The organism is Variovorax atrisoli 110B, assembly GCF_000382045.1.
Lineage (GTDB): Bacteria > Pseudomonadota > Gammaproteobacteria > Burkholderiales > Burkholderiaceae_C > Variovorax > Variovorax atrisoli.
Genome location: NZ_KB907461.1, coordinates 20,898 through 44,090, shown reverse-complemented (window position 1 = coordinate 44,090; position 23,193 = coordinate 20,898). Strand labels below are relative to the sequence as shown.

The 23,193-nt window shown below is 68.1% G+C and carries 24 protein-coding genes; 8 read left to right on the top strand and 16 right to left on the bottom strand.

Going from position 1 to position 23,193, the window contains the following annotated elements; translation table 11 throughout:
- Positions 1-18: 18 nt before the first annotated feature.
- Both G369_RS0126845 and G369_RS0126840 read left to right on the top strand, forming a co-directional pair.
- Positions 19-738: a type 1 glutamine amidotransferase domain-containing protein gene (locus G369_RS0126845; RefSeq protein ID WP_019657153.1), complete on the top strand. Its 720-nt coding sequence runs from the start codon at positions 19-21 to the stop codon at positions 736-738.
- Between the two features lie 59 nt (positions 739-797).
- Positions 798-2,012 carry an L-dopachrome tautomerase-related protein gene (locus G369_RS0126840; RefSeq protein ID WP_019657152.1) on the top strand — a complete coding sequence of 405 codons (1,215 nt, stop codon included), beginning with the start codon at positions 798-800 and terminating at the stop codon, positions 2,010-2,012.
- A gap of 61 nt (positions 2,013-2,073) precedes the next feature.
- On the opposite strand, the gene G369_RS39580 is transcribed toward G369_RS0126840, so the two are convergent.
- The 9 genes from G369_RS39580 to G369_RS0126800 are packed head-to-tail and all read right to left on the bottom strand — an operon-like array spanning position 2,074 to position 9,655.
- Complete coding sequence (locus G369_RS39580; protein WP_019657151.1) at positions 2,074-2,289, bottom strand: hypothetical protein; 216 nt, start codon at positions 2,287-2,289, stop codon at positions 2,074-2,076.
- A gap of 42 nt (positions 2,290-2,331) precedes the next feature.
- Positions 2,332-2,715: a nuclear transport factor 2 family protein gene (locus G369_RS39575; protein ID WP_019657150.1), complete on the bottom strand. Its 384-nt coding sequence runs from the start codon at positions 2,713-2,715 to the stop codon at positions 2,332-2,334.
- 28 nt (positions 2,716-2,743) lie between these two features.
- Complete coding sequence (locus G369_RS36360; protein ID WP_020723281.1) at positions 2,744-3,805, bottom strand: SMP-30/gluconolactonase/LRE family protein; 1,062 nt, start codon at positions 3,803-3,805, stop codon at positions 2,744-2,746.
- Positions 3,806-3,828: 23 nt separating this feature from the next.
- Positions 3,829-4,719, bottom strand: a complete 891-nt coding sequence (locus G369_RS0126825) for an alpha/beta fold hydrolase (RefSeq protein ID WP_019657148.1) — start codon at positions 4,717-4,719, stop codon at positions 3,829-3,831.
- A complete protein-coding gene (locus tag G369_RS0126820) occupies positions 4,716-5,531 on the bottom strand; it encodes a shikimate dehydrogenase family protein (protein ID WP_020723280.1) in 816 nt (271 codons plus the stop codon). The genes G369_RS0126825 and G369_RS0126820 overlap by 4 nt, the downstream gene beginning before the upstream one ends.
- Positions 5,518-6,336 (bottom strand): sugar phosphate isomerase/epimerase family protein, encoded by an 819-nt coding sequence (locus G369_RS36355; protein WP_019657146.1) that lies wholly within the window; start codon positions 6,334-6,336, stop codon positions 5,518-5,520. The genes G369_RS0126820 and G369_RS36355 overlap by 14 nt, the downstream gene beginning before the upstream one ends.
- Positions 6,333-7,760, bottom strand: coding sequence for an FAD-dependent oxidoreductase (locus G369_RS0126810; protein ID WP_019657145.1), 1,428 nt, complete (start codon positions 7,758-7,760; stop codon positions 6,333-6,335). Before G369_RS0126810 ends, G369_RS36355 begins: the two co-directional genes overlap by 4 nt.
- Positions 7,761-7,812: 52 nt before the next feature.
- On the bottom strand, positions 7,813-8,631 hold the full coding sequence (locus tag G369_RS0126805; RefSeq protein WP_019657144.1) for an alpha/beta fold hydrolase: 819 nt from the start codon (positions 8,629-8,631) through the stop codon (positions 7,813-7,815).
- A gap of 10 nt (positions 8,632-8,641) precedes the next feature.
- Positions 8,642-9,655: a Bug family tripartite tricarboxylate transporter substrate binding protein gene (locus tag G369_RS0126800; protein ID WP_019657143.1), complete on the bottom strand. Its 1,014-nt coding sequence runs from the start codon at positions 9,653-9,655 to the stop codon at positions 8,642-8,644.
- A gap of 112 nt (positions 9,656-9,767) precedes the next feature.
- On the opposite strand from G369_RS0126800, the gene G369_RS0126795 reads away from it, so the two are divergent.
- Positions 9,768-10,658 carry a LysR substrate-binding domain-containing protein gene (locus G369_RS0126795; protein ID WP_019657142.1) on the top strand — a complete coding sequence of 297 codons (891 nt, stop codon included), beginning with the start codon at positions 9,768-9,770 and terminating at the stop codon, positions 10,656-10,658.
- Between the two features lie 150 nt (positions 10,659-10,808).
- Here G369_RS0126795 and G369_RS0126790 read toward each other — a convergent pair whose 3' ends face one another.
- Genes G369_RS0126790 through G369_RS0126770 form a run of 5 tightly spaced genes read right to left on the bottom strand, consistent with a single transcriptional unit; the run spans position 10,809 to position 16,493 of the window.
- A complete protein-coding gene (locus G369_RS0126790) occupies positions 10,809-11,744 on the bottom strand; it encodes a LysR family transcriptional regulator (protein WP_019657141.1) in 936 nt (311 codons plus the stop codon).
- A 53-nt stretch (positions 11,745-11,797) separates the two neighbouring features.
- Entirely contained in the window at positions 11,798-13,252 is a 1,455-nt protein-coding gene (locus tag G369_RS0126785; protein ID WP_026346660.1) for an efflux transporter outer membrane subunit, read from the bottom strand.
- Positions 13,249-14,235 carry an HlyD family secretion protein gene (locus tag G369_RS0126780; RefSeq protein WP_051127655.1) on the bottom strand — a complete coding sequence of 329 codons (987 nt, stop codon included), beginning with the start codon at positions 14,233-14,235 and terminating at the stop codon, positions 13,249-13,251. The genes G369_RS0126785 and G369_RS0126780 overlap by 4 nt, the downstream gene beginning before the upstream one ends.
- Positions 14,236-14,262: 27 nt before the next feature.
- A complete protein-coding gene (locus G369_RS0126775; RefSeq protein ID WP_019657138.1) occupies positions 14,263-14,469 on the bottom strand; it encodes a DUF1656 domain-containing protein in 207 nt (68 codons plus the stop codon).
- Positions 14,466-16,493, bottom strand: coding sequence for an FUSC family protein (locus G369_RS0126770; RefSeq protein ID WP_019657137.1), 2,028 nt, complete (start codon positions 16,491-16,493; stop codon positions 14,466-14,468). Before G369_RS0126770 ends, G369_RS0126775 begins: the two co-directional genes overlap by 4 nt.
- Before the next feature lie 145 nt (positions 16,494-16,638).
- On the opposite strand from G369_RS0126770, the gene G369_RS0126765 reads away from it, so the two are divergent.
- A complete protein-coding gene (locus tag G369_RS0126765; RefSeq protein ID WP_019657136.1) occupies positions 16,639-17,517 on the top strand; it encodes an AraC family transcriptional regulator in 879 nt (292 codons plus the stop codon).
- Here the strand turns inward: G369_RS0126765 and G369_RS0126760 are convergent.
- A complete protein-coding gene (locus G369_RS0126760) occupies positions 17,508-18,287 on the bottom strand; it encodes an SDR family oxidoreductase (protein ID WP_019657135.1) in 780 nt (259 codons plus the stop codon). The two genes, G369_RS0126765 and G369_RS0126760, sit on opposite strands and share 10 nt — an antisense overlap.
- Positions 18,284-19,477, bottom strand: a complete 1,194-nt coding sequence (locus G369_RS36350) for a 2-methylaconitate cis-trans isomerase PrpF family protein (protein WP_063827425.1) — start codon at positions 19,475-19,477, stop codon at positions 18,284-18,286. Before G369_RS36350 ends, G369_RS0126760 begins: the two co-directional genes overlap by 4 nt.
- A gap of 187 nt (positions 19,478-19,664) precedes the next feature.
- Between G369_RS36350 and G369_RS0126750 the strand changes: the two genes are divergently transcribed.
- Genes G369_RS0126750 through G369_RS0126735 form a run of 4 tightly spaced genes read left to right on the top strand, consistent with a single transcriptional unit; the run spans position 19,665 to position 23,189 of the window.
- Positions 19,665-20,021: a Zn-ribbon domain-containing OB-fold protein gene (locus G369_RS0126750; RefSeq protein WP_026346657.1), complete on the top strand. Its 357-nt coding sequence runs from the start codon at positions 19,665-19,667 to the stop codon at positions 20,019-20,021.
- Positions 20,022-20,027: 6 nt separating this feature from the next.
- Positions 20,028-21,164, top strand: coding sequence for a thiolase family protein (locus G369_RS0126745; protein WP_019657132.1), 1,137 nt, complete (start codon positions 20,028-20,030; stop codon positions 21,162-21,164).
- Between the two features lie 11 nt (positions 21,165-21,175).
- Positions 21,176-21,955: an SDR family NAD(P)-dependent oxidoreductase gene (locus G369_RS0126740; RefSeq protein ID WP_019657131.1), complete on the top strand. Its 780-nt coding sequence runs from the start codon at positions 21,176-21,178 to the stop codon at positions 21,953-21,955.
- Between the two features lie 43 nt (positions 21,956-21,998).
- Complete coding sequence (locus G369_RS0126735; RefSeq protein ID WP_019657130.1) at positions 21,999-23,189, top strand: CaiB/BaiF CoA transferase family protein; 1,191 nt, start codon at positions 21,999-22,001, stop codon at positions 23,187-23,189.
- Positions 23,190-23,193: the final 4 nt, after the last annotated feature.

Here is a 23,193-nt window from a genome sequence, read left to right as displayed (position 1 = left end):
TCTTTCCAGGAGCACACGATGATTTCCACCGCCCCCTCCAAGCCGTTCTTCGAGCCGATTCGTCCCGTTCTGATGGTGCTGACCAGCCATGGCATCAAGGGCGCGACCGGCGAAGCGACCGGCTTCTACCTCGGCGAACTGACCCATCCGCTGGCCGAATTCGAAGCGGCAGGCATCCCTTTCGAGCTGGCGTCCATCCAGGGTGGCGAGCCGCCCGTCGACGGACTGGACCTCGATGACGCGGTCAACGCGCGCTACTGGCGCGACGACGCGTTTCGCGAGGCCCTTCGCCACACGCTTCGCCTGGGCGAGGTCGACCCTGCGAGATACAGCGCGATCTTTTTCGCGGGCGGTCACGGCGCGATGTGGGACTTTCCGACGAACGACGACGTGTCCCGCGTCACACGCGAAATTTATGAGTCGGGCGGCGTGGTCGGCGCGGTGTGTCACGGTCCTGCGGCACTGGTGAACGTGACGCTCGGCAACGGTGCCTACCTGGTCGCTGGCAAGAACCTCAGCGCCTTCACTGACGACGAAGAGCGTGCGGTCAAGCTCGACGAGGTCGTGCCGTTCATGCTCGCCTCCACGCTCGTCCTGCGCGGGGCGTATCACCATCCGGCCCCGGACTGGACGGCCAAGGTGGTCGTCGATGGCCGGCTGGTCACCGGCCAGAACCCGCAATCCGCCGCGGGCGTCGGGGCCGCGATGCGCGACCTGCTGCTGCACCCGCCGGCCTAGTCGCGCAACGGCGCCAACACCTCCATCCCCGCGCTCCACATCACACCCAAGGTTTCTTCGTGCTCCTTCGTTCCTTCCAGACCGCTGCGTTCGCGCTGGCGGCACTCCTCGCTTTTTCGCAAACTGCCAGTGCCGCCAGCGGCCCCAGACTCGAACGCTGGCGCAGCTATGCCGGCGTAAGCTGGCAGCCCTCCAGCGACAATGCGGACCCCGCGCCATTTGCCGGATCGGTCGACGCGCCGATCGCGGGCCTGCATTTCGATGCCAATGGCACCGCGTACGTGAGCACCCCGCGCCTCATCTCGGCCGGCGCGCCGGCAACCCTCAGCAAGCTGGACACCCGCGCGCGAACCGGTCCCGCGCGGCTGACGGCGTTCCCTTCGGTGCAAGCCAACGCGATCGACGGCGACCCGCAACAGAGCCTGCGCAACGTACTCGGCTTCCACGTCGACCGAAGGAACGGCTGGTTGTGGGCCCTCGACATGGGCTTCATCGCCGGCGAACCTGAGGCACCGGAAGGCGCCCAGAAAGTGCTGGTGATCGATCTCGCGTCCGGCCGTACCGTCAAGCGAATCCCACTGGACGGTGTTGCCGACCGCAGGGGCAGCTTCCTGAACGACATCGCAGTCGACGAGCGACGCCGCGTGGCCTACATCTCCGACAGCGGCATGCGCAGCGCCCCACACAACATGGTGGGACTGATCGTGATCGACCTGGCTTCCGGCCGGGCGCGACGCGTGCTCGACAAGCACCCGACCCTGCAGGTCGAGCCCGGCGTGAAGGTCGTTTCTCATGGCAGCGAGGTCTGGCCAGGCAACCCGCTTCTCCTCGGCATCAACGGCATCGCGCTCTCGCCTGACGGCCGCACGCTGTACTGGACCGTGACCACAGGGACTCATGCCCACGCGATCCCCACCGCGGTCCTGCGCAAGACCGATGCCACCGAGGCGCAGCTTGCCGCGTCGATCCGCGATCTTGGCGCCGTGGGCGGCAACACGGACGGGATCGTCGTCGATGCGCAGGGCGACCTCTACATCACCGATGTCACACGCAACGGGATCGTGAGGTACAGCCCTCGTTCGAAGGCGATGTCGCTGATGGCCGCCGACGAACGCGTCCGATGGCCGGACACCCTGTCCACGCTGCCCGGCGGTGATCTGGTTTTCACTTCGAGTGCCTTGAACGAGCACTTCGCGGGTTCGGTCAAGGGCGGCGAGGAACGCTATGACCTGTGGCGCCTACCGGTGACCGGCAGCAACGCGAAGGCGCGCTGAGCGCACGGTGTCCGCGCGCCAAGAGGAACCCTCGACGGCCCGCGGCGGCAGACAGGAAGCGTCATCTCCAATGCGCCGCACCCTCCGCGCCGGGGACGCCACCACTCTGCTGGTTCAGCCACGCCCGGCCGCGCGCATAGAGCGCCTCGACCTCCGCCCCCTGCAGCTGCGGCATGTCGCGCTTCACGGCATAGCCGATCTGGGTCTGCACATAGACCAGGTGACGATAGCCTGCGGGAAAGGCAGCCAGGCGGTCGGTGTCGAGTTGCAGCGGCACGGCGGGATCGACGGGGTCGATGCGGTCTTTCTCGTAGATGGGCTAGCGAACGACCAAGCCCCAGCGGCCATCGCGCTTCTCGAGGAAATCGTAGAAGCGCCCCGTGCACACCACGTCGCAGAGCACGCCCTGAACCTCCGCGCGCTGCGAGATCGTCATCTTGGTTTGCGCAATGGCGCGCTCGCCCGCCAGATCGATCGACGTGCCGCCGAGGAAATGCAGGATGCTCACTCCCTTGGCCATCCCCTCCTGGGTGACCCGGATGAATTCGCGCGCAGGCCCCTGGAACCAGGTCGCGTGCATGAAGCCGTCGTCGTGCCACACGGTGGCGAAGCGCTTCCAGTCGCCGGCATCGCGCCATACGGCCCAGTTCTCGATGAGCTCGCGGATCGCGAGCTTGTCGCTCCATGCATCGGTCATGTCCATGTTCCTGTTCGATTCCAAAAAAACTCACTCAACGTGGCGGCAGCGAGCCGGTCCTGCCGGTGCGCAGGCGATAGACCTTGCCTGCGCCGACGGTGGCCACATACAGCGTGCCCGCTTCCGGCCCCCGCCCGAATCCCAGGTTGACCGGGCTTTCGTTGTGGGGCAGCGCGAGGCGCGCAGCCAGCACACCGCCCGGCGTCATCACATAGATGCCGGGTCCCGACGCGGCGCCGGGCAGCGCGAGGTACACGTTGCCTTCGCTGTCGGTCGCCATTCCGTCGACACAGCCTGACTTCTGAAGATCGAGCAACACGCGCGGCGCCCCCGGCCGGCCAGCCTCATCGAGCGGATACGCGACGAGGCCGCCCGCGCCGGTCCGGTCGAGCGCCGCCTGCCCCTGTTCGCCGAGCGCATTCGTACCAGGGTCGCACAAGCCCACGTAGAGGGTGCGCTGGTCGGGCGAGAGCTCGATGCCGTTCATCTTCGAGTTGTCGCCCAGGATGCGCGCGAGCGGCCACAGCCCCTTGGCGCCGGGCCCGGGCGGGTCGATCCTGTAGACGGCGTTGATGCGCTGCTCGATCGTTTCGGGGCCGAAGAGGCGAAGGTCCGAGAAATAGATGCGGCCCGCGCGATCGATCGCCACGTCATTGGGTGCGTTGAACTGGCGGTTCTCGTGGAAGTAGGCGACCACGCGGTAGGCGCCGGTGCGCAGGTCGGTGATGGAGACGCGGCGCCCGCCGTAGTCGGCGCCCTCGGCGGTGACCATCCGGTCCTGTGCGTCGATGGCCAGGCCGGCGGCCATGTTGCTGGGCTCGCGGAAGATGCGCGGCCTGCCGCCGGGCGGCACGACCCAGATGCGGCCACCCTGCACGCCACCCGCGTCGGAGCAGCCGACCGAACGCGTGATCTCGGTGAAGTACACGCTGCCATCCGAGGCGCTCGCGATGCCTTCCATCACACCGCAGCCTCCCGAATGAACGAGCTCGAAGCTCGGTGCGGGGTAGAACTCCTGCTGCCGCGCCGGTGTCGGCACTTCAGCGTGGCTTTGCAGGACGCACAGCAGCGCCGCAAGGATCATCGGCAGTCGCATGGCTCGGTCTCTCCTTTCGATCGTCAGGCGTGACGCTGCAGAAACGGCAGCACGTGCGCCAGCACCTCGTCGGGTGCTTCCTCCGCCATCAGGTGGCCGCAATCGATGGCCGCGCCCTCCACGTGGTCGGCCCACTGGGGCCAGATCTCGATGGGGTCGGGCCGCGCGGTGTTCGATGCGCTCCACAGCACCTGCAGCGGACAGGCGATGCGGCGGCCGGCGGCGAGGTCCTCGTTGTCGTGCCGAAGATCGATCGACGCGGCAGCCCGGTAGTCCTCGATCATCGCGTGGCGCACCGACGGCTTGGCGAACGCACGGTGGTATTCGGCGAGCGCCTGCGGCGTGACGGCTGCGAACCTGAGCACCGCACTGCGCAGCGACCAGTCGAGAAAGTACGCGGGATCCGCGTCGAGCAGGCGCTCGGGCAGGTCGAACGGCTGCGCGAACAGATACCAGTGGAACGCCTTGAGCCCGAAGTCCATGTTCGCGCGGCGCCACATCGCCTCGGTCGGAACCACCGTGAGCGAGGTGAAGGCACTGACCACGCCGGGCTGGTCGAGGCACAGCCGGTAGGCCACGCGCGCGCCGCGGTCGTGGCCGACGATGGCGAAGCGGTCGAAGCCCAGCGACTTCATGAGCCGGACCTGGTCGCCGCCGAGGGTGCGCTTGCAGTGATGGATATGCAACGGATCGCCGCCGGGTCCGGTGCTGTCGCCGTAGCCGCGCAGGTCGGGCGCGACCACAGTGAAATGCCGGGCGAGCGCGGGCGCGACGCGGTGCCACGCCACATGCGTTTGCGGATAGCCGTGCAGCAGCAGCAAGGGCGGGCCGCTGCCGCCGACCTCGGCGTGGATCGTGGCGTCCCCAAGCTCGGCGCGATGGACCTTGAAGCCGGGGAAGAACGGCGTGCTCATGGCTGCACCTCGCCGAAGAAGAAGTCGGCCATCGCCTCGAGCTGCTCGTTCATCATGTGCCGGCCGTGGACGATGCGCGCGCCGCGCGCCTGCGCCTCCAGGAGCAAAGGTGTGGTGGCGGGCTCCATGATGACCTCCGCGACCGTCTGCCCGGCCTGGATCGCCGAGAGCGCGAACGGCAATGCATCGCCCGGCTTCATGCCCATGGGCGTCGCGTTGACGACGAGCTCGCGAGGGCTCGCGGCATCCCAATGGCCCGCTGCATGTCCGAGCGCGCGCAGGCGCTCGACCAGTTCCGCGCACTTCGCCGCATCGACGTCGTGCACGTCGATCGACGCCGCACCCGCCGCAGCCAGGGCCAGCCCGATCGCGCTGCCCGCGCCACCCGCACCGGCCATGCCCACGCTGCGCCCCTTCACGTCGAAGCCGCTGCGAACGAGCCCTGCGACGAACCCCGCGCCATCGAGCAGGTCACCCTGCCAGCCATCGCTGGTGCGGCGAAGGACGTTCACGGCCTGAGCCTGCCTTGCCGAGGGCATCAGCTCGATCGACAGCCCGGCCACGCGCTGCTTGTGCGGCACCGTGACGACGATGCCCGCGACGTTGCGCACCGCATGCAGCGCGCCCAGCAACGCCGCCACGTCGTCGCCGTGCACATGCAGCGGCACCAGCACCGCGTTGATGCTCCGCGCCTGAAGCAAGCGCGTCAATGGCAGCGGCGCCTTCACCTGTGCGATGGGGTCGCCGATGATGCCCAGGACGGTCGTTCGGCCGTCCAGTCGCAGTCCGTCGAGGGTGTCATTCGTGTTCATGGTCATTTGCTTTCAGGAAATCCCGGGTGGCACGGTACGCTGCAGCGGCGCGCGCATGCACGTCCAGCGTGGCCATGCGGATGGCGCTCGGCGCCTCGATCGAGAGGATGGCGTCGTCGTTCAGTTGCGCCAGCAGGCGATGCACGGGCAACTCGCCCTCTCCGGGGAACAGGCGGTGCGCACGGCCCTCCTCGGCGGGCGACAGGCCCGGGTGGCGACGCGCGAGCGCATCGTTGACCTGCATGAAATCGCGGTCGACGTGCGGGCCGGCCATCTCGTCGGGCGCGCTGCCCGCGCGAAAGAAATGCAGCGCGTCGACGAGCACGCGAACCGCAGGTGAGCCCGAGGCGACGGCGAGTTCTCGCGCGACGTGCAGCGAGCGTGCCGCCGTGTAGATCATGAACTCGAGTCCCAGCACGAGGCCGTGCGACTGCGCACGGGCCGCCAGTGCCCCGATGTTGTCCGCCGCGCGCACAAGGTCCGGATCGTCCACGTTGACCATGAGCCTGCGCGCGCCCAGCCGCTGGGCCGAGGCGAGCACGCCCGACAGCGCCTGCACGTCGAATCCCGGCCTGATCCGCACGATCTCGATGTCGTGCACCGTCATGCCCAGGTCGCGCACGCGTGCGAGCGTCTCGCGCAGCATCGGCCCGCCCTCCTCCATCGGGAACGGCGCCTCGCCGGGTCGCGCCGGCTGAAGGCGGATGCCGACACCGCGCAAGCCCGCCGCATGCGCGGCCTCGACCAGCAAGGGCGGAGGCGCATCGAGCATGCCCAGGTGCGCGAGCGAGAGACGGAACTTCATGCTGTCACCGGCACGCTGGCCTCTCGCAGCGGCACACCCTGTGCGCGCAGCAGGGACTGCAGCCGCGCCACATCCACGTCGCGCGGCAGCACGCCGCTGTCGGCCGCCAGCGCCGCAGCCGTGCCGGCCGCCTGGCCCGTGAGCCAGCACTGGGGGATCTCGCGCAGGAAGCCATGGGAGTTGGTGTCGCAGGCGATGTGCTTGCCGGCCGCGAGCACGCCGTCGAGCGACGCGGGTACCAGCGCGCCGTAGGGCACCGAGATCGAGGGAAAGCGCGGCGACGGGCTCGGGCTGATGCCGATCTCGTCGGGCTCCACCGCGCCCGCATCCCACGCGCTGCGCAGCACGCGCTTTACGCCGATCAGGCGCCGCCCGTGGCGGGTGCCGATCTGCGGAGCCATCAGCATGACCCACGCCTTCTCGAAGCCCGGGGCGTGCGCCCGATAGAAAGCCAGGTGCTCGCTCATGCTCTGGCGCGACTCCCATTCGACCTGCGTCATCTCGTCCACGTCGAGCGCGCTGTATCCCGCCTTGCGCGGCCCGAGGAAGGTCGCGACATCGGGGCGCCAGGAGACGATCGGCTTCTCGAAGCTGCCCAGCGCCTCGCGCCCTCGCGCCATGAAGGCCGAGAAGGCCTCCGGTTCGCCTGCCCTGAAGTCGAGCCAGCGCTGCATGTCCACTCCTGCGAAAAGCCACGAGGTATTGATGCAATGGTGGATGTCGTGCGCGTCGATGTCGGAGTCGAAGGCCGCGCCCGCCGCCGCGTAGAGATCTCCCTCGCCGGTGGTATCCACCACCACGTTCGCCAGGATCGCGCGGCGGCCCTGCTTGCTCTCGAAGATCGCGCCCTTCACGCGACCCATCTCCTGGATCGGCGCGGCCATCCAGGCATGCAGGATCAGGTCGACGCCCGCCTCGCGGACCATCTGGTGATACACGCCCTTGAGCATCTCCGGGTCGATGGTCGGCGAATGCGTGACCACACCGTGGAAGGCGGCCGTGCGCAGACCCCAATAGGCGGCGGCGTCGGGGTCCTGCGAGCCCCATTCGTCGCGCGGCGGGCCGGCCACGGCCTCGGCGCCCATGCGCGCCATGAACTCCGCGGCGAGTCCCTGGATGACATGCTGGCCCTGCCAGTCGCTCATGCGGTCGATCCAGATCACGAGGCCCCCCGTCGAAAGGCCGCCCAGGTGGTTGTAGCGCTCCAGCAGCACCACACGCGCACCGTTGCGCGCGGCCGCCACGGCAGCGGCCACGCCCGACGGCCCGCCGCCCAGGACGAGCACGTCGCACTCCGTGTGCACGGGCACTTCACGCGCGGGCTCGGTGACGTGGCCGCCCGGTACGCGCTGCCGGCGCTGGCTCTGCCGGGCATTGACGTCGGAGCGAAAGAAATAGCGTTCTTCGGAGGTGAGGGTTCCCATCGCGGGCTTTCGAGAAAAAGGAAGGTAGGAGTGAACGAAGGAATGAATGGGTTCAGGCGGCGAGCTTGCTCAGCAGCATGTCGCTCAGCGGGCCCGGCGCGGTGACCATCGCGTCGTGGCCCGTGGCGAGCGTGCGCATGCGCCATCCCGCATCCGCGCGCACGCGCGCCTTGGTGGGCTCCAGCGTCGCGATCGGGTCGACAGTGCATTCGATGTAGGTCTTCGGCAAACCGTTGCCCACCGGCGCCCTCAGCTGCAGCGGCTGCAGGTAGGTGCCCACGGGCTGCGGCGTCATGCGTCGCTGCACCCAGGCCGCATCGGCAGGGTCCTTCACACCGAAGGCGGACGGCGGCAACGCAGGAGCGGCGCCCACGCCTGCACCGGTTTCGCGGATCGTCTTCAGGCGCTGCTGCACCACGGCATCGGGGAAGTCCGAGAACAGGCTCTTGCCGGAATCCAGCAGCAGCGCATCCAGGAACACGAGATGACGCAGCCTATCGCGGGCGCGGTCCGCCACGCCCGAGATCACGATCCCCCCATAGCTGTGGCCCACGAGCACGACGTTCTGCAGCTCCTCGTACTCGAGCAGATTGACGACATCGGCGATGTGCGTTTCGAGGTTGACCTGCGGCGACAGCAGATGCCGTCGCTCGCCGAGGCCCGTGAGCGTGGGCGCATGGACGGCGTGTCCCGCCGCGCGCAGCCGTGCCGCCACACGCGACCAGCACCAGCCGCCATGCCAGGCACCGTGCACGAGCACGAAGGCCGGCCTGGACGCAGGATCGGCAGCGTTCTCGGTCGCCCGCACGGGCGGCACGAGCGCAGCGGCGGCGCCGGCCAGGCTGGTGATGAAGAGCTGCCTGCGTTGCATCGCCCGCCTCCTATTCGGCGCGCGCGCCCGTCAGGCGGATCACGCCGCCCCACATCGCGGTATCCTCGGCGATCTTGTGTGCGAGGACGCCGGGCGCACTGCCGGCCGCGAGCCAGCCCTGTTCGAGCAGGCGCTGCTTCACCTCGCTCGTCTGCAGGATGCGCGCGATCTCCTGCGAGAGCCTTTCGGCCACGGGTGCGGGCAGGCTCGCCGGACCGAAGACCGCGTTCCACGAGGCAACGTCGAAGCGTTGCCTGTCGAGCGCCGACTGGATCGGCGGCACGTCGCCCGAGCCGGGGAACGCCGCAGCCGTGCTGACGCCGTACAGGCGCAGCCGCCCGTTCTTCGCCTGCGGCACGGCGATCGACGGGATCATGAACGACAGGTCGATCTGCTTGCCCATCAGCGCCGTCGCCACCTGCGGAAAGCCGGGAAACGGCACGTGCACGGCGCGGATGCCCGTGTGCGTCTTCAGCAGTTCCATCGCAAGGTGCGAGCCCGAGCCCGGCCCGATGGAGCCGTAGCTGAGCTTGTCGCCCTGCGCCTTGGCGAACTCGAGGAAGCCGCGCAGGTCGGCGGCCGGCATCGCCATGCTTCCGGCCAGCACGAAGGGGCTGGTGGCCACGAGCGAGATGGGACGCAGGTCGCGCGCCACATCGTAGGGTGTGGAGGGCGTGAGCGCCTTGGCCGTGGTCAGCGGACCGTTGCCCGTGAGGCCGATGGTGTAGCCGTCGGTGGCCCGCGCCACGGACGCCACGCCGATGCTGCCCGCCGCGCCGACCTTGTTGTCGACGATGACCGGCTGCCCCAGCGCCTGGCCGAGCGGTTCGGCCACGGCGCGCGCCAGCATGTCCGGCGACGAGCCCGGCGGAAAGCCCACGATCAGGCGCAGCGGCTTTTGCGGCCAGTTGCCCGCTGCAGCGCTCGCGGCTGCAGGCGCGAGCGAGGCCGGGAGGACCGAGGCGGCGAGCGTGCCGCACAGCAGGCGGCGCCCGCGCGAGGAAAAGTCGGGATCGGTGTGCATGGCTGTCTCCGTCGCTTGTTGTTGGATGCATTCTTGGCCCGCCATGCAGCGTGCAACGTGATACTTTATGATCCCTCGCATCACGTTTCGTGATGCCTTCCCCGGGAGTCCTGTGCCCGCATCCACCCCGCCGCGCGCTCCGCGCAGCCATACCGTCGACATCGATCTGCTGCGCGTGCTCGACACCGTGCTGCGCGTGGGCAGCTTCACCACGGCGGCCAAGGCGCTGTCGCGCACGCAGTCGGCGGTGAGCATGCAGCTCAAGCGGCTCGAAGAGCAGCTGGGCGTGCAGCTCGTGGGGCGCGGCACGCGCAAGCTCGCCGCGACGCTGGAGGGCCAGCAGTTGCTGCCGCTCGCGCGCCAGATGCTCAGCCTCAACGATCAGCTCTTCCATGACATCGACGCGCAGGAGGTCTCGGGCAGCATCCGCATCGGCGCCATCGAGCACTACGCCACGCGCGTGCTGCCCGCGCTCATTGCGGAGTTCTGCAAGCTGCATCCGCGCATCCACGTCGAGCTGCAGCACGGCGTTTCGTCGCTGATGCACAGGGAACTCGGCGCACGCTACGACCTCGTGATCGGCATCGGACCGGTGGGTTCGGGCGAGGGCCTGCGGCTGTCGAAGTCGCGCGTGGTGTGGGCCTCGACGGCGGGTTCGGCCACGCACCTGCAGCGTCCGCTGCCGCTGGCGCTGAACCCGGAGGGAGCGATGCTTCGCGACTGGGCCACGCACGCGCTCGACCAGGCGGGCATTCCATGGCGCATCGCCTACACGAGCACCACCGTCACGGGACTGGAGGCCGCCGTGCGCGCGGGGATCGCGATCGGCGTCTTCCGGGAAGCGACGATCTCCCAGCGGCTCAAGGTGCTCGGTGCGCGCGAGGGCATGCCTGCGATGCCCGAATGCGAGGTGTGGTTGGCGGCCACCCCGGGCCCGGGGCGCAAGGCGGTGGAACTGCTGGAGGCGTTCCTGATCCACAAGCTGCGCAAGGCGAAGCGCTGAGCCGGCGGCGGTCGCGGGAGGCTGCGCCGATGATGCGTGCTCTCGTTGTGGCATCGGTCTGCCCCACAGTGGCCTCCATGTGCCCTCCAGTATCCAACCGGGCCGAACGCCCCCGGATTGGAGTTCGAATTGGGAAGCTTTGGTCTAACCTCAAGCATGCGGCGCAACTGCAGCGCCTGCCAAAGCCGCAGGAGAAGGCACGCTGTCCCGCATGCGAAGTTCCAGCATCTCGAGCAGAGCACGCAGCGCGGCGCTGTTCTGACGGCGCTGTGTGTAAGCTGCATAGAGCCAGACGTCGCTGGGCATGAAATCCTGGAGAACCGGGACCAGATGGGCGCCTTCCACGTAGGGCTGCGCAAGCAGGTCGGGAACGCATACCGCGCCGATGTCCGCCAGTGCTGCGCCGATCAACGCACTCGCATCGTTGGAGTCCATGCGTCCCCGGATGGGCACGTTGTACGGTTGGCCATCCACTTCGAATGCGATCTGTGGAGGCCCTGGCGTGACGGAGTATGCGAGGACATCGTGCTTGCGCATGTCATCGGGCTGTAGCGGGATGCCGCGCCGCGCCCAGTAGCGCGGCGTCGCGCAAAGTGTGAGCCCCATCCGGCGCAGGCGCCGCACGATCAGGTTCTCGTCGCCGATCCGCCCGAAGCGCAAAGCGATGTCGACTCCTTCGTCGACCAGGTCGATCATGCGGTTGCTCAGCTTCAGGTCGAGCTGCACGTCGGGATAGCAGGTGAGGAAATCTCCCAGCAGGCGCGGAAACGCGGTCTGGACCATCCCGTGGGGCGCGGTGATCAGCAGGCGGCCGCTGGGGTGCGAGCCGCGCGCCTGCAGCTCGCTCGTGGTCTGCTCGATCAATTCCATCAGGGGCGCACATCGCGCCTGAAGCAAGCGGCCTGCGTCCGTGAGGGAGACCGAACGCGTCGAGCGGTTGAGCAGGCGCACATTGAAGCGGGACTCGAGCGTCGCAACGTGCTTGCTCACGCTGGCCTTCGAAATGCCGAGCCTGGCAGCCGCGCGTGAGAAGCTGCCTTGGGAGGCCACCTCCGAAAACGTCCTGAGAAGCTCGAACCCATCCATCTTTCATCCCGTCGCTTACGAAGCAGCCGATCGCAGATGACTGCGCTTCGCCCTCACTGGTGCGGCGCAGCGGAGTCGCTCTCCCATCCGCCACCCAAGGCCATGAATACGCTGACTTGGTACTCAACCAACCGGGCGTCCGACTCAGCCAGCGCGGCTTCGTGCGAGGCCAAGGTGCGTTGGGCGTCCAGCGCATCGAGCTGGCCGACCTTTCCGGCGATCAGCAGCGCCCGCGCCTGATCGGCCACGGTCAGGCTCTGGTCGCGCGCGGCAGCAAGAGCCGCATGACGATCGAGCTCGCGGGCGTAGGTGTCCAGCGCGGCTTCGGCTTCGCGCAGCGCATTCAGCACAGTGCCTTCGAATCGCGCGACTTCGCCGCGAGCCGTTGCTTCGGCCTGGGTGATGCGCGCTCGCGCGACACCCGTGTTGGGAAAGGACCAGCTGATCAGCGGCCCCACGCTGTAGCTGAAGGTCTCACGGTTGCCGAACCGTTCGACAAAGCCGGCAGACGCCGATGAAAGGCCCAGCGTCACCTTGGGATAGAGATCGCCCGTCGCGACACCGATTCGCGCCGTCGCGGAGGCCAGGCTTCGCTCGGCCTGCCGCACGTCGGGGCGCCGGGCGAGAAGCGCAGCGCCGTCGCCCACTGGCAGCAGTCCGGCCACGCGTGGAGGCTGCTCGCAACGGCTGACGACCTCGGGAAAGTCGCGCGGCGGCGCACCCGTGAGCGTGGCGAGCCGGTACAGCGCCTGCTGGCGCCGGGCTTCCAGCGGGGGAATCGCAGCACGCAGGGTTTCGAGCTGGGCGCGCGCACGCGCGGCGTCCATGGTGCCGGCCCTGCCCGCGCGCTGCAACCGCAGCGTCAGCCCGAGAGCGTCCTCCTGCAGGCGCATGGACGCCTGTGCCACGCTCAGCTGCAGCCCAGTTGCGCACACCGCGCCATATGCCTGCGCCGTGCCGCCAGCGACGCCCACGCGCACCAGGTCCACCGCGGCACGCGCGGCGCCAGCATCCGTTTCGGCAGCTTCGATGGCGCGATGCAACTGGCCGAACAGGTCCAGCTGGTAGGACACAGCCATGCCCATGCTGTAGTTGAGCCGGCTCGGAGGCGCATGATCGGCTTGCAGCACCGACAGGCCCGAGACATGACCGAAGCTCGGACCGCCACTGAGGCTGATCGACGGCTGCTTGCTCCCGCGCGCCTCTGCCTCAACGGCCATGGCACGCTCGAAGGTGGCCAGGGCTTGCCGCAGGTCGGTGTTGTGCGCCAGGGCCCGGGAGATCAGGCCGTCGAGCTGCGGGTCTTCAAAAAGACGCCACCAGTGCGCGGGCATCGTTGCATCCGATGTGGCCGCGCCGCCGGAGAGGAACGGCCCGGCCGACGCGGACTGCGCAGCGGTGAGCGCGGCCGGTGCGACGTAGTTGGGGCCGACGGGACCATGGACACAGCCAGCCAGCATCACACATGCGGCAGCGGTTGCAAGAGCAAGGACGCGAGGCGGATTCATGATCGCGGCTCCTGAACGCGAGCCGGGGCGGCGGCGGAAGCCGCCCGATGCCCCATCACCTCGACCGAGACAGTCTGCCCGACGACCAATCGAGCGTTTGCCGGCAACGGGTCGAGCTTTACCCGCACCGGAACGCGCTGGGCGAGCCGCACCCAATTGAATGTGGGGTTCACGCTGGACAGCAGGTTGGCACCGGTGCTGCGGTCGCGGTCACCGATGCCAGCAGCAATGCTGTCGACCTCGCCTTCGAGCGAGGGTGCGTCCATGGGGGTCACGCGCACCCGGTCGCCCAGCCGGATGCGCGACAGCTTGTTTTCCTCGAAGTAGCCCTCGACGTAGATCGAACCGTCAGCCACAAGTGCCAATGCGGGGTGGCCTGCCGTCGCATAAGCACCCTGGCGCAGATCCAGATTGGTGACACGGCCCGCCGCCGGCGCGCGCACCTCTGCGCGTTGCAGGTTCAGGCGCGCCAGGTCGAGCGCTACCTGCGCTTGGTGCAAGGCCGTTTCGGCCGCCAGCAGCGCACCCCTGGCCTGCTCGACACGCAGGCGCGACTGCTCGCGCACCTCCTGTGCGACCAGGCCCCCCAGTTCGTCGTTGCGGCGGCGCTCGCGCTGCGCCTGGGCCAGTGCGGCCCGCTGATTGTCGATGACGATCCGCTGCGCGGCGACTGCAGCCTCGGCCTGCTGCAATGCCAGCGTGAAGCGGGCTTCGTCGATCGAGAAGAGCAGCTCGCCTGCCATGACCGGCTGGTTGTCGCGCACCGCCACGACGGCCACCATGCCGGAAACATCGGGCGCCACCTGGACGACGTCGGCCCGCACTCGGCCGTTGCGTGTCCAAGGCGCCAGCTCATAGTGGTCCCAGAGTTGCAGGGCGGCCCAGCAGGCGCCTGCAATGACGAGCGCGGTCAGCAGCATGCGCAAGAGGGATGGAGCCGGGCGCGGCAGCCAGGCGGGAAAATGGACGGATTTGGTATTCATGTTCGAGCAGCAGAACAACGGGTCGGTTCAGGAGGAGATAGCGCGGGCCAGCCAGACCAGCGCATACAGCGACAGGAGGTACAGCCCCAGATCGAAGAGCGGTGGATGCCACACCCACCGGTAGACACCCAGCAGCGCCAGCAGGCGGCGAACCCACCAGGAGCAAGCCATCGCTCCCCCTGCGAGCAGGAGCAGGCCTGGAACGTAGATGCCGAAGAAGCTTGTTTCGATCATGGTTGGAGGTCCGAAGGCGCAGCAGGAAAGAGATCCCTGCGCAAACCCACAAGGGCCGAGACAGCGGGCTCGCACGCAGTGCTTGCGAGGCAAAGGGCCAGCAGCCGGTCGATCTGCGGCAACAGCGCGTCGAGCCTCGCCGGCGATCCCGTGACTTGGGCGAGAAAGGCTCGCTCGAGCGCGGCCAGCAGCTCGCGCACAGGTATTTCGGGCAGCAGGTGGCGCTGCTGCTGCAGAACGCCGATGCTCGCGCCGATTCGAAGTTCGCGCATGGCGAGCTGTGCCGCATCGCCACCCTGGTATGCGGCATCGCCAGCAGTGCGCGGAATCAGCAGCGCGATGCGGTCCAGCATGCGGCCGGCGAACGCGTCGCGCGCCCGCGCGCGTTTCGAGCGCGCTGACATCCCGGCCATTCCAGAAAGATCTCGCCAAGTGGCCCGGTGGATGCGCCGCGTGCTCCATTCGCTGCTCACGCTGCGCATGATGGCGGTAACGCGTGCGGCAATCAGAGCACCGGCGAAGAGCGCCATATTGCCCTCGAGAAAACTGACCCAGTCGGCGCTGCCAATGTCTTGCAGTGCCAGCGTGCCGGCCACGCCGAAAAACATGCCCAATGCCGTGAGACTGCTTGCCGGACGCGCGAGATAGCCGCCCACGACCAGGAACAGGGGCGCAATGCACAGCACCAGCATGCCGAAGTCGTGCGCCAGCGGCATGACGCCAAGGATGTAGAAGACAGACACCGGCATCGAGTACAGCAGGGCGACCAGGAACTTGTGCATGCCCGGTACGGGGTCGTCCATGGTGGCGAAGAAGCTGCAGAAGACCGCTGCCGCCATGGCCATCGACGATCCCGCGCGCCAACCGCTGAAGATCCACGCCGCGCATGCAATGCAGGTGGAAAGCACGACCGTGAATGCGGAGCGCAGCGCCAGGCCCTTGTCCACGTGAAGGACCGAACGCCACGAAGCATCTCCCCGCTTCGGAGGCGCATGACCGGCCAGCCCGGCGGCGATGTCGGCGCGAAGCGCATTGCACCGGCGCCATCCCGCGACCAGCTCGTCAATATGGGCGGCCGCGTCGATGCTCAGCGCACGCACCCAGGGCGAGTTCCGCCGGTCCGCGACCTCCATCCGGACAGCGGCACGGAGGCCATCCAAGGCGCCGGACGGCGGACCGGCATCGAGACAGGCGCTGCCTTGCACCATGGCCCGCGCGACCGGTTCGGGCACGCCGTCTGTTGCATCGCGCAAGGCTGCGAGCCGGTCCTCCAGAGCCGAAAGCGAAGGCGTCAGTGCTGCGAGACCGTCGTGCAGGTCGCCCACGGCATGCCGCGTCCATCGCAGGCCGCCGTTATCGAAGGGCACGTGGGTTGCAAGCAGGCGCAACTGGGTGATGTCGGTGGCGATGCGCCGCCTGTCCTGTACCAGCCGCTTGCGAACCTCATCCTCGGCGCCAAAGCTCATCAGGTCGCCGGCCCATCGGCGCACATCGCCCAGCGCGCGGTCAATCAACCCGAGCAGTGAAGGCGCGAGGCTGGCGGGTAACAAGATGCTGTGCACAAGGCTCGCGCAGACGATGCCGAGCGCAATCTCCTCGGTTCGGGCGACGGCGGTATCGAACATCGCCGCGGGCGCGTCCACCAGCGGAAAGCCGATCAGCGCGGCAGAGTAGCCTCCGAGCATGAAGGCATAGGAGCGCGCGCTTCGGTCCATCAGCGACAGGTAGAGGCACGAGCCCACCCACAGCGCAAGCGCGAGCGACAGAAGCACCGGCGACCCGGACAACGACGGGATCAGCACCACGGTGGCCGCGCATCCCAGCACGGTCCCGGACAGGCGGTAGAGCGACTTCGAGCGCACATGGCCCGCGAGGGGATGGGCAACGATGTACGCGGTCATCATGGACCAGAAGGGCCGGGGCAGCCCGAAACGACTGGACAGGTACAGCGCGAGCATGGCCGCGAAAAAGCTCTTGAGCGAGAAGAGCCACTCCTGCTTGGAGAAACGAGGCCGCTTGATCATGCGGCGCCCCGGAAGATCGGGTTTGAAGCAGTCGATCCGGCTTCGAACTTGTTGCGAATCATTTGCATGTATCGATGCTATGCATCTGCCTGCGAGGCAAGAATCGTAAACTTGGACAAATGATTTCTTTTTTAGGTCATCCCGGATGAGCCGCTGGGTCCATGTGACGCCCCGCACCAGCCTCGACCTGGACTACGAGCCATCAGTGCCCGTCATGGCACATCGCGTGGATGTCGAGGAGCGCGAACGCGAGGTTCCGATTCACGTGCATCGCTCCGGCCAGCTGGTCATGGCGCTGCGCGGGGCGGTTTCCTGCGACGTGCCCGGTGCGATGTGGATGGTCCCGCCCCAGGCGGGCGTGTGGATTCCGGGCGGAACGCCGCACAGCAACCACAGCACGGCGAACGCGGTGATCTTCTACCTGTTCGTTGCGCGCGATGCCGCGCCCTTGCCCGCCAGCTGTTGCACCTTGCGCATCAGCCCGATGCTCGGCGAGATGATCCAGTACCTGGCGGAACAACCGCCCTCCTACGAGCCCGGCGGGCCGACCGATCGCCTCGCCCACGTGCTGCTGGACCAGCTCTGCGCCATGCCGAAGGAGGAAGTCTCCTTGCCCATGCCCGAGGATGCGCGGCTGCGAAAGGTGTCGCGCGCCATGATGCGAGACCCGTCCGACCGCCGTACGCAGAAGGATTGGGCCCACCAGCTCGGCATGAGCGAGCGGACGCTGAACCGGCTGTGCACAGCCTTGACCGGCCTGAGCTTCGGCCGCTGGCGGCGCCAGCTGCACATGATGGTCGCGCTTCGGGAGCTGTCCGGCGGCGCGACCGTGCAGCAGGTCGCCTACGACCTGGGCTATGAATCGCCGTCCGCATTCATCACGATGTTCAAGAAGGCTTTCGGAAAGCCTCCCGCCACCTACATCAACGACCGGCTGCTGGCGGCAGGCGAAGGGCGCTCGCCGGCCGAGCCCGCGCCTGTACCCATGCCGCCGCAGGCCCCGACGTCACGCCCTCACCGGTAGGCACGGGCCTGGGTCACGCCGCCATCCACCACCAGCGTGGCGCCCATCACGTAGTCACCCGCGCGCGAGGCCAGGAAAATGGCTGCGCCCGCGATGTCGTCGGGCGTGCCGATGCGCCTGGCGGGGATGTGCTCGGACAGCGCCGGCCCGTGATCGCGCGCGTTGCGGTTCATCTCGGACGGGAACGCTCCGGGCGCAATGGCGCTGACCGCGATGTTGTCCTGCGCCAGGCGCATCGCCATGCGCCGCGTCAGGTGAATCACGCCTGCCTTGCTCGCCACGTAGGAATAGTTTTCCTGGGGATTGAGTCCGATGCCGTCGGTGGAAGCGATGTTGATGATCTTCGCCACGCGCGCCCTGGCTGCGGCGCGCAACGGTCCGGCGAGCGCCTTCGTCAGGAAGAAAGGCGTCTTCAGATTCAGGTCCACCACCTTGTCCCAGCCGCTCTCCGGAAAGGCATCGAAGTCTTCTCCCCAGGCCGCGCCTGCGTTGTTGACCAGGATGTCCAGCGTCGATTCGTGACGGGCATAGGCGTCGGCCACGGCCTGGCAGCCTGCGACCGTGGACACGTCGTGCGGCAACGATACGCAGTGGCCCTTGTTCGCAAGTTCCTGCGCCGCGAGATCGCAGGCCTCGGCTTTGCGCGCGCTGATGTAGACGCGTGCGCCGTGGGCCAGAAACCCCTCGGCGATCATGCGGCCGATGCCTCGCGAGCCGCCCGTGATGAGGGCCGTGCGGCCCTGGAGCGAGAAGAGATCCTGCGCGCTCATGGCAATGCCGCGACCGCGGTAGCGCTCGTGGAGGCGCCCTCTGCGCCCTCCGCTTCGAGACGCGATCGCCTCACATAGGCCGTTCCATCGAGCAGCCGGCGGGCCGTGCGCGTGAAGTGCACCTCGCGCACCGTCCATTCATTCCCGCCCAAGTGCTCGACGTTCGCGAAGATCCTGAGCACCCCGCTCGGGTGGCCGATGCGGATGCGTGCGGGACCGGCATGCGTGCCGCGCGCGTCGGCGGGAATCGTTCCCGCGATCTGCGCCGCCACCGAAAGGCAAACCGAGCCGCCGCCTGGGAAGGCCTTATGCATCGCACCGCCGTTGAGCACCATGCGCGCGACGAAGTCGATCTCCGACGCCTGGACGATGCGGTCGCCCGCGATGGTCCGGTAGTCCTGCGCTTCGCTGATGAGGATCTGATAGGGCGTCAGTGTTCCTGACGCCGGGAGATTGCAGCGTTCGACGGCCCAGCGCCTCACCTCCTCGGCCATCTCGTAGATATCGGGGCTGAGCTGGCCCGGCAGCTCCGTGCCCGCGATGCCCAGATCCGCCGCGCGGATGAACACGCACGCCGTGCCGACGTCCACCACCGAGACCGGTATCTCACGGCCGAGCTTCGAGATGTGGACCCAGTCGCGCGCGTTGCCGGTGGGCAGCAGCCTGCCGGTCGTGGAGCCGCTGGTGTCCGAGTAATCCAGCGCGACCTCGGCGCCCGTGCCGGGCACGCCGTCGACTTCGCTGTCGCCTTCCACGCGCGGCTCGCCGTCGGCGCACTGAACCGCCATCCGCAGGATCTTCCCGGTGTTGGTGTTGTGGACCCGGACCGTGGTGACAGGCTCCTGCACGGGAACCAGCCCCTCCTGCAATGCATAGACCCCGGTGGCCGAAGAAATGTTGCCGCACACGATCTCGAAGCTGACGGTCGGCTGGTCGATGCCGATCTGCACGAAGGTGTAGTCGATGTCCGCATCGGGGCGCGATGGCGGTCCGATGATGGCGCACTTGCTCGTCAGGATGTCTGCGCCGCCGAGCCCGTCGATCTGGCGCACGTCGGGGCTGCCGAACAGCGCGAGAAGAAATCGGAGACGCGCCTGTGGATCGGTGGGCACGTCGCGCTGCGAGAGAAAAACAGCCTTGCTGGTGCCACCGCGCATCATGGTGACTGGTACGCGAATTTGTTCTTTCATCGGCTCAGTATGCAGATCGCGCCAGCCGCTGTCCTTTCAGTTCTGCTGGCCATTGTTTAGCTGGGCTGCATGTGTCGAATCGTTCAGCTGCGCTAAAGAATGCCCAGCAGAAATCCAATGACCGCGGGGGCCTGGATCTCGATACTTTCCTTCGCTGTGGCGAGCTCCACACGAACAGGAGACACCTTTGAAGATCATCAAGCGAACGGAATCCCCCTTCCGTAAAACCCCCGGCGGCATGGTGCTCGTCGCGACCCGCGTGGCCGGCCAGCCGGCCCAGTTCCCGCCCATCGAATTCACCCACGACGACCAGACGGTCGAAGACATCGAGCTCGGGCCCATCGGCTCTCTCTACAGCTTCACGATCGTCCACCCCGGCAAGGACAAGCAGCCCTACGGCCTTGCCATGGTCGACTTCGATACCGGCGTGCGTGCGTTCGGCCGGCTGCTGTACGGCGACCAGCCGCCAGCCATCGGTGCCCGCCTGCGGGTGGTGTCCTTCGCGTTGCCGGACGGCACGCCTGACTATGCATTCCAGGAGTGATGCACCATGAAGCAACCACTGATCACCGGCGTCGGCATCACCGACTTCGGCCGCTTCCCCGAATTGACCGAAGAGTCGATGGCCCAGGCCGCCATCCTCGACGCGCTCGCCGATGCCGGCACGCAGCTCGGCGAGGTGCAGGCGTTCTACTGCGGCAACGCGCTCGGTGCCATGCTGCCCGGACAGCGCGCGTTGCGTGAACTGCATGCCGGCGGCGGCGCGGTCTACAACGTGGACAACGCCTGCTCCAGCGGAGCCACCGCGCTGAATCTCGCGCTGCAGGCGCTCAAGGTCGGCCAGTACGACACCGTGGTGGTGTTCGGCATGGACCACCTGAGCAGCCTCGGCGGCGGCCCGCTGCAGCTCAGCCAGAAGGACTGGAACAACAGGCGCGGCATGATCATGCCCGCGCTGTACGCGATGCGTGCCAGGCGCTACATGCACGATCACGGCCTCGCGCTGGAGACGCTGGCAGACATCTCCGTCAAGAACCGCAAGCACGGGGCCTTGAACCCGATCGCCAAGTTCGCCAAGCTGGCGAGCCGCGAGGAGGTGCTGGCGTCGCGCCCGGTGGCCGAGCCGCTCACGCTGCTGCAGTGCTGCCCCGCCGTGGTGGACGGGGCCGCGGCCCTCGTGCTCAGCACCAAGCCTTCCAGGGGCGCCGCCAAGCCTGTGCGTGTGCTGGCGTCCGTGGTGCAGTCGGGCTTGTTCGAGACCGCGCCGGTCGACATGACCGAGGCCGAGATCACCGCGCGTGCCGCCCGGCTGGCCTATGAGCAGGCCGGCATCGGGCCCGAGGACCTCAGCCTGCTGGAGGTGCACGACGCGTTCACCATTTCCGAGCTGCTCTATTACGAAGCCCTCGGCCTCTGCAAGCGCGGCGATGCGGCGAGCCTGCTGCAAAGCGGCGCGACCGCCCTGGGTGGCCGCGTGCCGGTCAACCCGAGCGGCGGACTGATCGCCAAGGGTCACCCGCCGGGTGCGACCGGCGTCGCGCAGGTCGTGGAGGTCTGCGAACAGCTGCAAGGCCGTGCCAGCGCGCGGCAGGTGCAGGGCGCGCGCATCGGCCTCACGCAGGTCACGGGCGGCGGCATCTGGGGCGTCGATCACGCCGCCTGCTCGATCAACATTCTTTCGCTCTGATGGCACTCCCCATGAACCAAACAAACACCATCGCGCCCGCCTCGCTGCAGGGCCTCGTCGCCGTCGTGACCGGCGGCGCCAAGGGCATCGGCCTGGGCATCGCCCGCGAGCTTGCACAGGGGGGCTGCCGCATCGCGCTGTGGGACTTCGACGACGCCGCGCTGAACGAAGCCGAGCGGACGTTGTCGAGCGAAGGTGCCGACGTGACCACCTTCAAGGTCGACGTCAGCTCCGTGAACCAGGTGGAGGCGGCGGTGGCCCGGCTGCTGGCATCGCACGAACGCATCGACATCCTGGTCAACAACGCAGGCATCGGCGGCGACAAGCTGGTCTCCAAGATGGATCTCGCGTTCTGGAGCCGCGTCATCGAGATCAACCTGACTTCGCAGTTCATCTGCGCCAAGGCGGTCCTGGCGCACATGGCGCAGAACCGCTTCGGGCGCATCATCAACATCGGCTCTCGCGCATGGCTGGGCAACCGCGGCCAAGCCGCCTACTCGGCGTCCAAGGGCGCAGTGGTGAGCCTGACCCGCTCGCTGGCGCTCGAATATGCGCGCAAGGGCATCACCGTCAACGCCGTCGCGCCGGGCATCGTGGAGACGCCGCTGTTCGCGACGCTCACCGAAGAAGTGCGCCAGAGCCTCCACAAGACCGTGCCGATGGAGCGGATCGGCCAGCCGCAGGACATCGCCCGCGCCGTACGGTTCTTCGCGGAACCCGGCGCGAGCTACGTCACCGGCCAGCTCCTGTACGTCTGCGGCGGCCGCAGTCTCGGCAGCCCGTCGGTATAGAGCCGGATCGCGCCGACAGAAATCGAACAAGGCTGAAGATCGCATGCTCGCGAATGCATTGACCGGATTGAAAGTGATCGACTTCACGCAGGTGATGGCCGGGCCGACCTGCACGTTGTGCCTGGCCGACCTCGGCGCCGACGTGGTGAAGGTCGAGACGCCCACGGGTGATCTCTCGCGGGCCCTGTCGCCATGGGTCAATGGCGAGGGCGTCGCCTTCCTGGCGCTGAACCGCAACAAGCGCGGCATCGTGCTCGACCTGAAGCAGCCGTCGCACCGGCGGGCCGCACAGGAACTGATCGCGCAGGCCGATGTGCTGGTCGAGAGCTTCCGTCCCGGCGTGATGGCGCGGTTCGGGCTCGACTACGCCTCGGTGTCCGCGAGCAATCCGCGGCTCGTCTACTGCTCGGTCTCGGCATACGGCCAGCACGGCGCCAGCAAGGATCTGCCCGGCGTGGACGGCGTGCTGCAGGCCGTGAGCGGCCTGATGAGCGTCACCGGGGCGCCCGATGGAAACCCCTGCAAGGTGCCGGTGCCGGTCGTCGACCTGGTCACTGGCTCGCTGGCGGCCATCTCGGTGCTGGCCGCCCTTCAGGAGCGGCAACGCACAGGCCTTGGCCAGCATGTCGAGGCCAGCATGTTCGCCAGCGCCATCGCGCTCCAGCACGTGAGTTTCGCGTCCTACTTCGCCGACGGCATAGTGCCCGGACCGCAAGGTAACGCGGCGCCGTACTCGACGCCCAACGAGGCCCTGCGCTGCGCCGACGGCTGGATCATGGTCGCGGCCTATCACCCTGCCAGATGGCAGGCACTGTGTGCCGCCATCGGTGCACCGGAACTCGCCGGCGATCCGCGCTTCGCCGAGAACAAGAGCAGGCTGCAGCACCGCCAAACGCTGCTGCGCGAGTTGGAAGCCCGCATGCTCGCGCAACCGCGCGCCTTCTGGCTGGAGAAGTTCACGGCGGTGGACATCATCTGCGGCCCCATCAACGACTATGCCGAGGTGGCGCAGTCGGCCCCCTTCGTCGAGGCGGCGCTCGCGGAAAGCGTGCAGCACCCCGTCGCCGGCACCTTGACGCTGGCGCGCAGCGTGCTCGGCGCGGTGGGCGAGCGGCCGCGTGCGCGCCGCGCCGCGCCCACGCTCGGCGAGCACACCCGCGAGGTGCTGGCCGCGCTGGGCATGCCAGCCGGCGCCATCGACTCGGTGGCCGCGGCCAGCCCTTCCCAGACCTGAAGAA

Excerpts from the sequence above, each read along its gene's own strand:
- G369_RS0126780 (WP_051127655.1), bottom strand. The coding sequence starts at position 14,235 with ATGAATACCAAATCCGTCCATTTTCCCGCCTGGCTGCCGCGCCCGGCT.
- G369_RS36355 (WP_019657146.1), bottom strand. The coding sequence starts at position 6,336 with ATGAAGTTCCGTCTCTCGCTCGCGCACCTGGGCATGCTCGATGCGCCT.
- G369_RS36360 (WP_020723281.1), bottom strand. The coding sequence starts at position 3,805 with ATGCGACTGCCGATGATCCTTGCGGCGCTGCTGTGCGTCCTGCAAAGC.
- G369_RS0126775 (WP_019657138.1), bottom strand. The coding sequence starts at position 14,469 with ATGATCGAAACAAGCTTCTTCGGCATCTACGTTCCAGGCCTGCTCCTG.
- G369_RS0126845 (WP_019657153.1), top strand. The coding sequence starts at position 19 with ATGATTTCCACCGCCCCCTCCAAGCCGTTCTTCGAGCCGATTCGTCCC.
- G369_RS0126825 (WP_019657148.1), bottom strand. The coding sequence starts at position 4,719 with ATGAGCACGCCGTTCTTCCCCGGCTTCAAGGTCCATCGCGCCGAGCTT.
- G369_RS0126820 (WP_020723280.1), bottom strand. The coding sequence starts at position 5,531 with ATGAACACGAATGACACCCTCGACGGACTGCGACTGGACGGCCGAACG.
- G369_RS0126735 (WP_019657130.1), top strand. The coding sequence starts at position 21,999 with ATGCTCGCGAATGCATTGACCGGATTGAAAGTGATCGACTTCACGCAG.
- G369_RS39575 (WP_019657150.1), bottom strand. The coding sequence starts at position 2,715 with ATGGACATGACCGATGCATGGAGCGACAAGCTCGCGATCCGCGAGCTC.
- G369_RS0126770 (WP_019657137.1), bottom strand. The coding sequence starts at position 16,493 with ATGATCAAGCGGCCTCGTTTCTCCAAGCAGGAGTGGCTCTTCTCGCTC.
- G369_RS0126785 (WP_026346660.1), bottom strand. The coding sequence starts at position 13,252 with ATGAATCCGCCTCGCGTCCTTGCTCTTGCAACCGCTGCCGCATGTGTG.
- G369_RS0126805 (WP_019657144.1), bottom strand. The coding sequence starts at position 8,631 with ATGCAACGCAGGCAGCTCTTCATCACCAGCCTGGCCGGCGCCGCCGCT.
- G369_RS36350 (WP_063827425.1), bottom strand. The coding sequence starts at position 19,477 with ATGAAAGAACAAATTCGCGTACCAGTCACCATGATGCGCGGTGGCACC.
- G369_RS0126765 (WP_019657136.1), top strand. The coding sequence starts at position 16,639 with ATGAGCCGCTGGGTCCATGTGACGCCCCGCACCAGCCTCGACCTGGAC.
- G369_RS0126800 (WP_019657143.1), bottom strand. The coding sequence starts at position 9,655 with ATGCACACCGATCCCGACTTTTCCTCGCGCGGGCGCCGCCTGCTGTGC.
- G369_RS0126810 (WP_019657145.1), bottom strand. The coding sequence starts at position 7,760 with ATGGGAACCCTCACCTCCGAAGAACGCTATTTCTTTCGCTCCGACGTC.
- G369_RS0126740 (WP_019657131.1), top strand. The coding sequence starts at position 21,176 with ATGAACCAAACAAACACCATCGCGCCCGCCTCGCTGCAGGGCCTCGTC.
- G369_RS0126745 (WP_019657132.1), top strand. The coding sequence starts at position 20,028 with ATGAAGCAACCACTGATCACCGGCGTCGGCATCACCGACTTCGGCCGC.
- G369_RS0126760 (WP_019657135.1), bottom strand. The coding sequence starts at position 18,287 with ATGAGCGCGCAGGATCTCTTCTCGCTCCAGGGCCGCACGGCCCTCATC.
- G369_RS0126790 (WP_019657141.1), bottom strand. The coding sequence starts at position 11,744 with ATGGATGGGTTCGAGCTTCTCAGGACGTTTTCGGAGGTGGCCTCCCAA.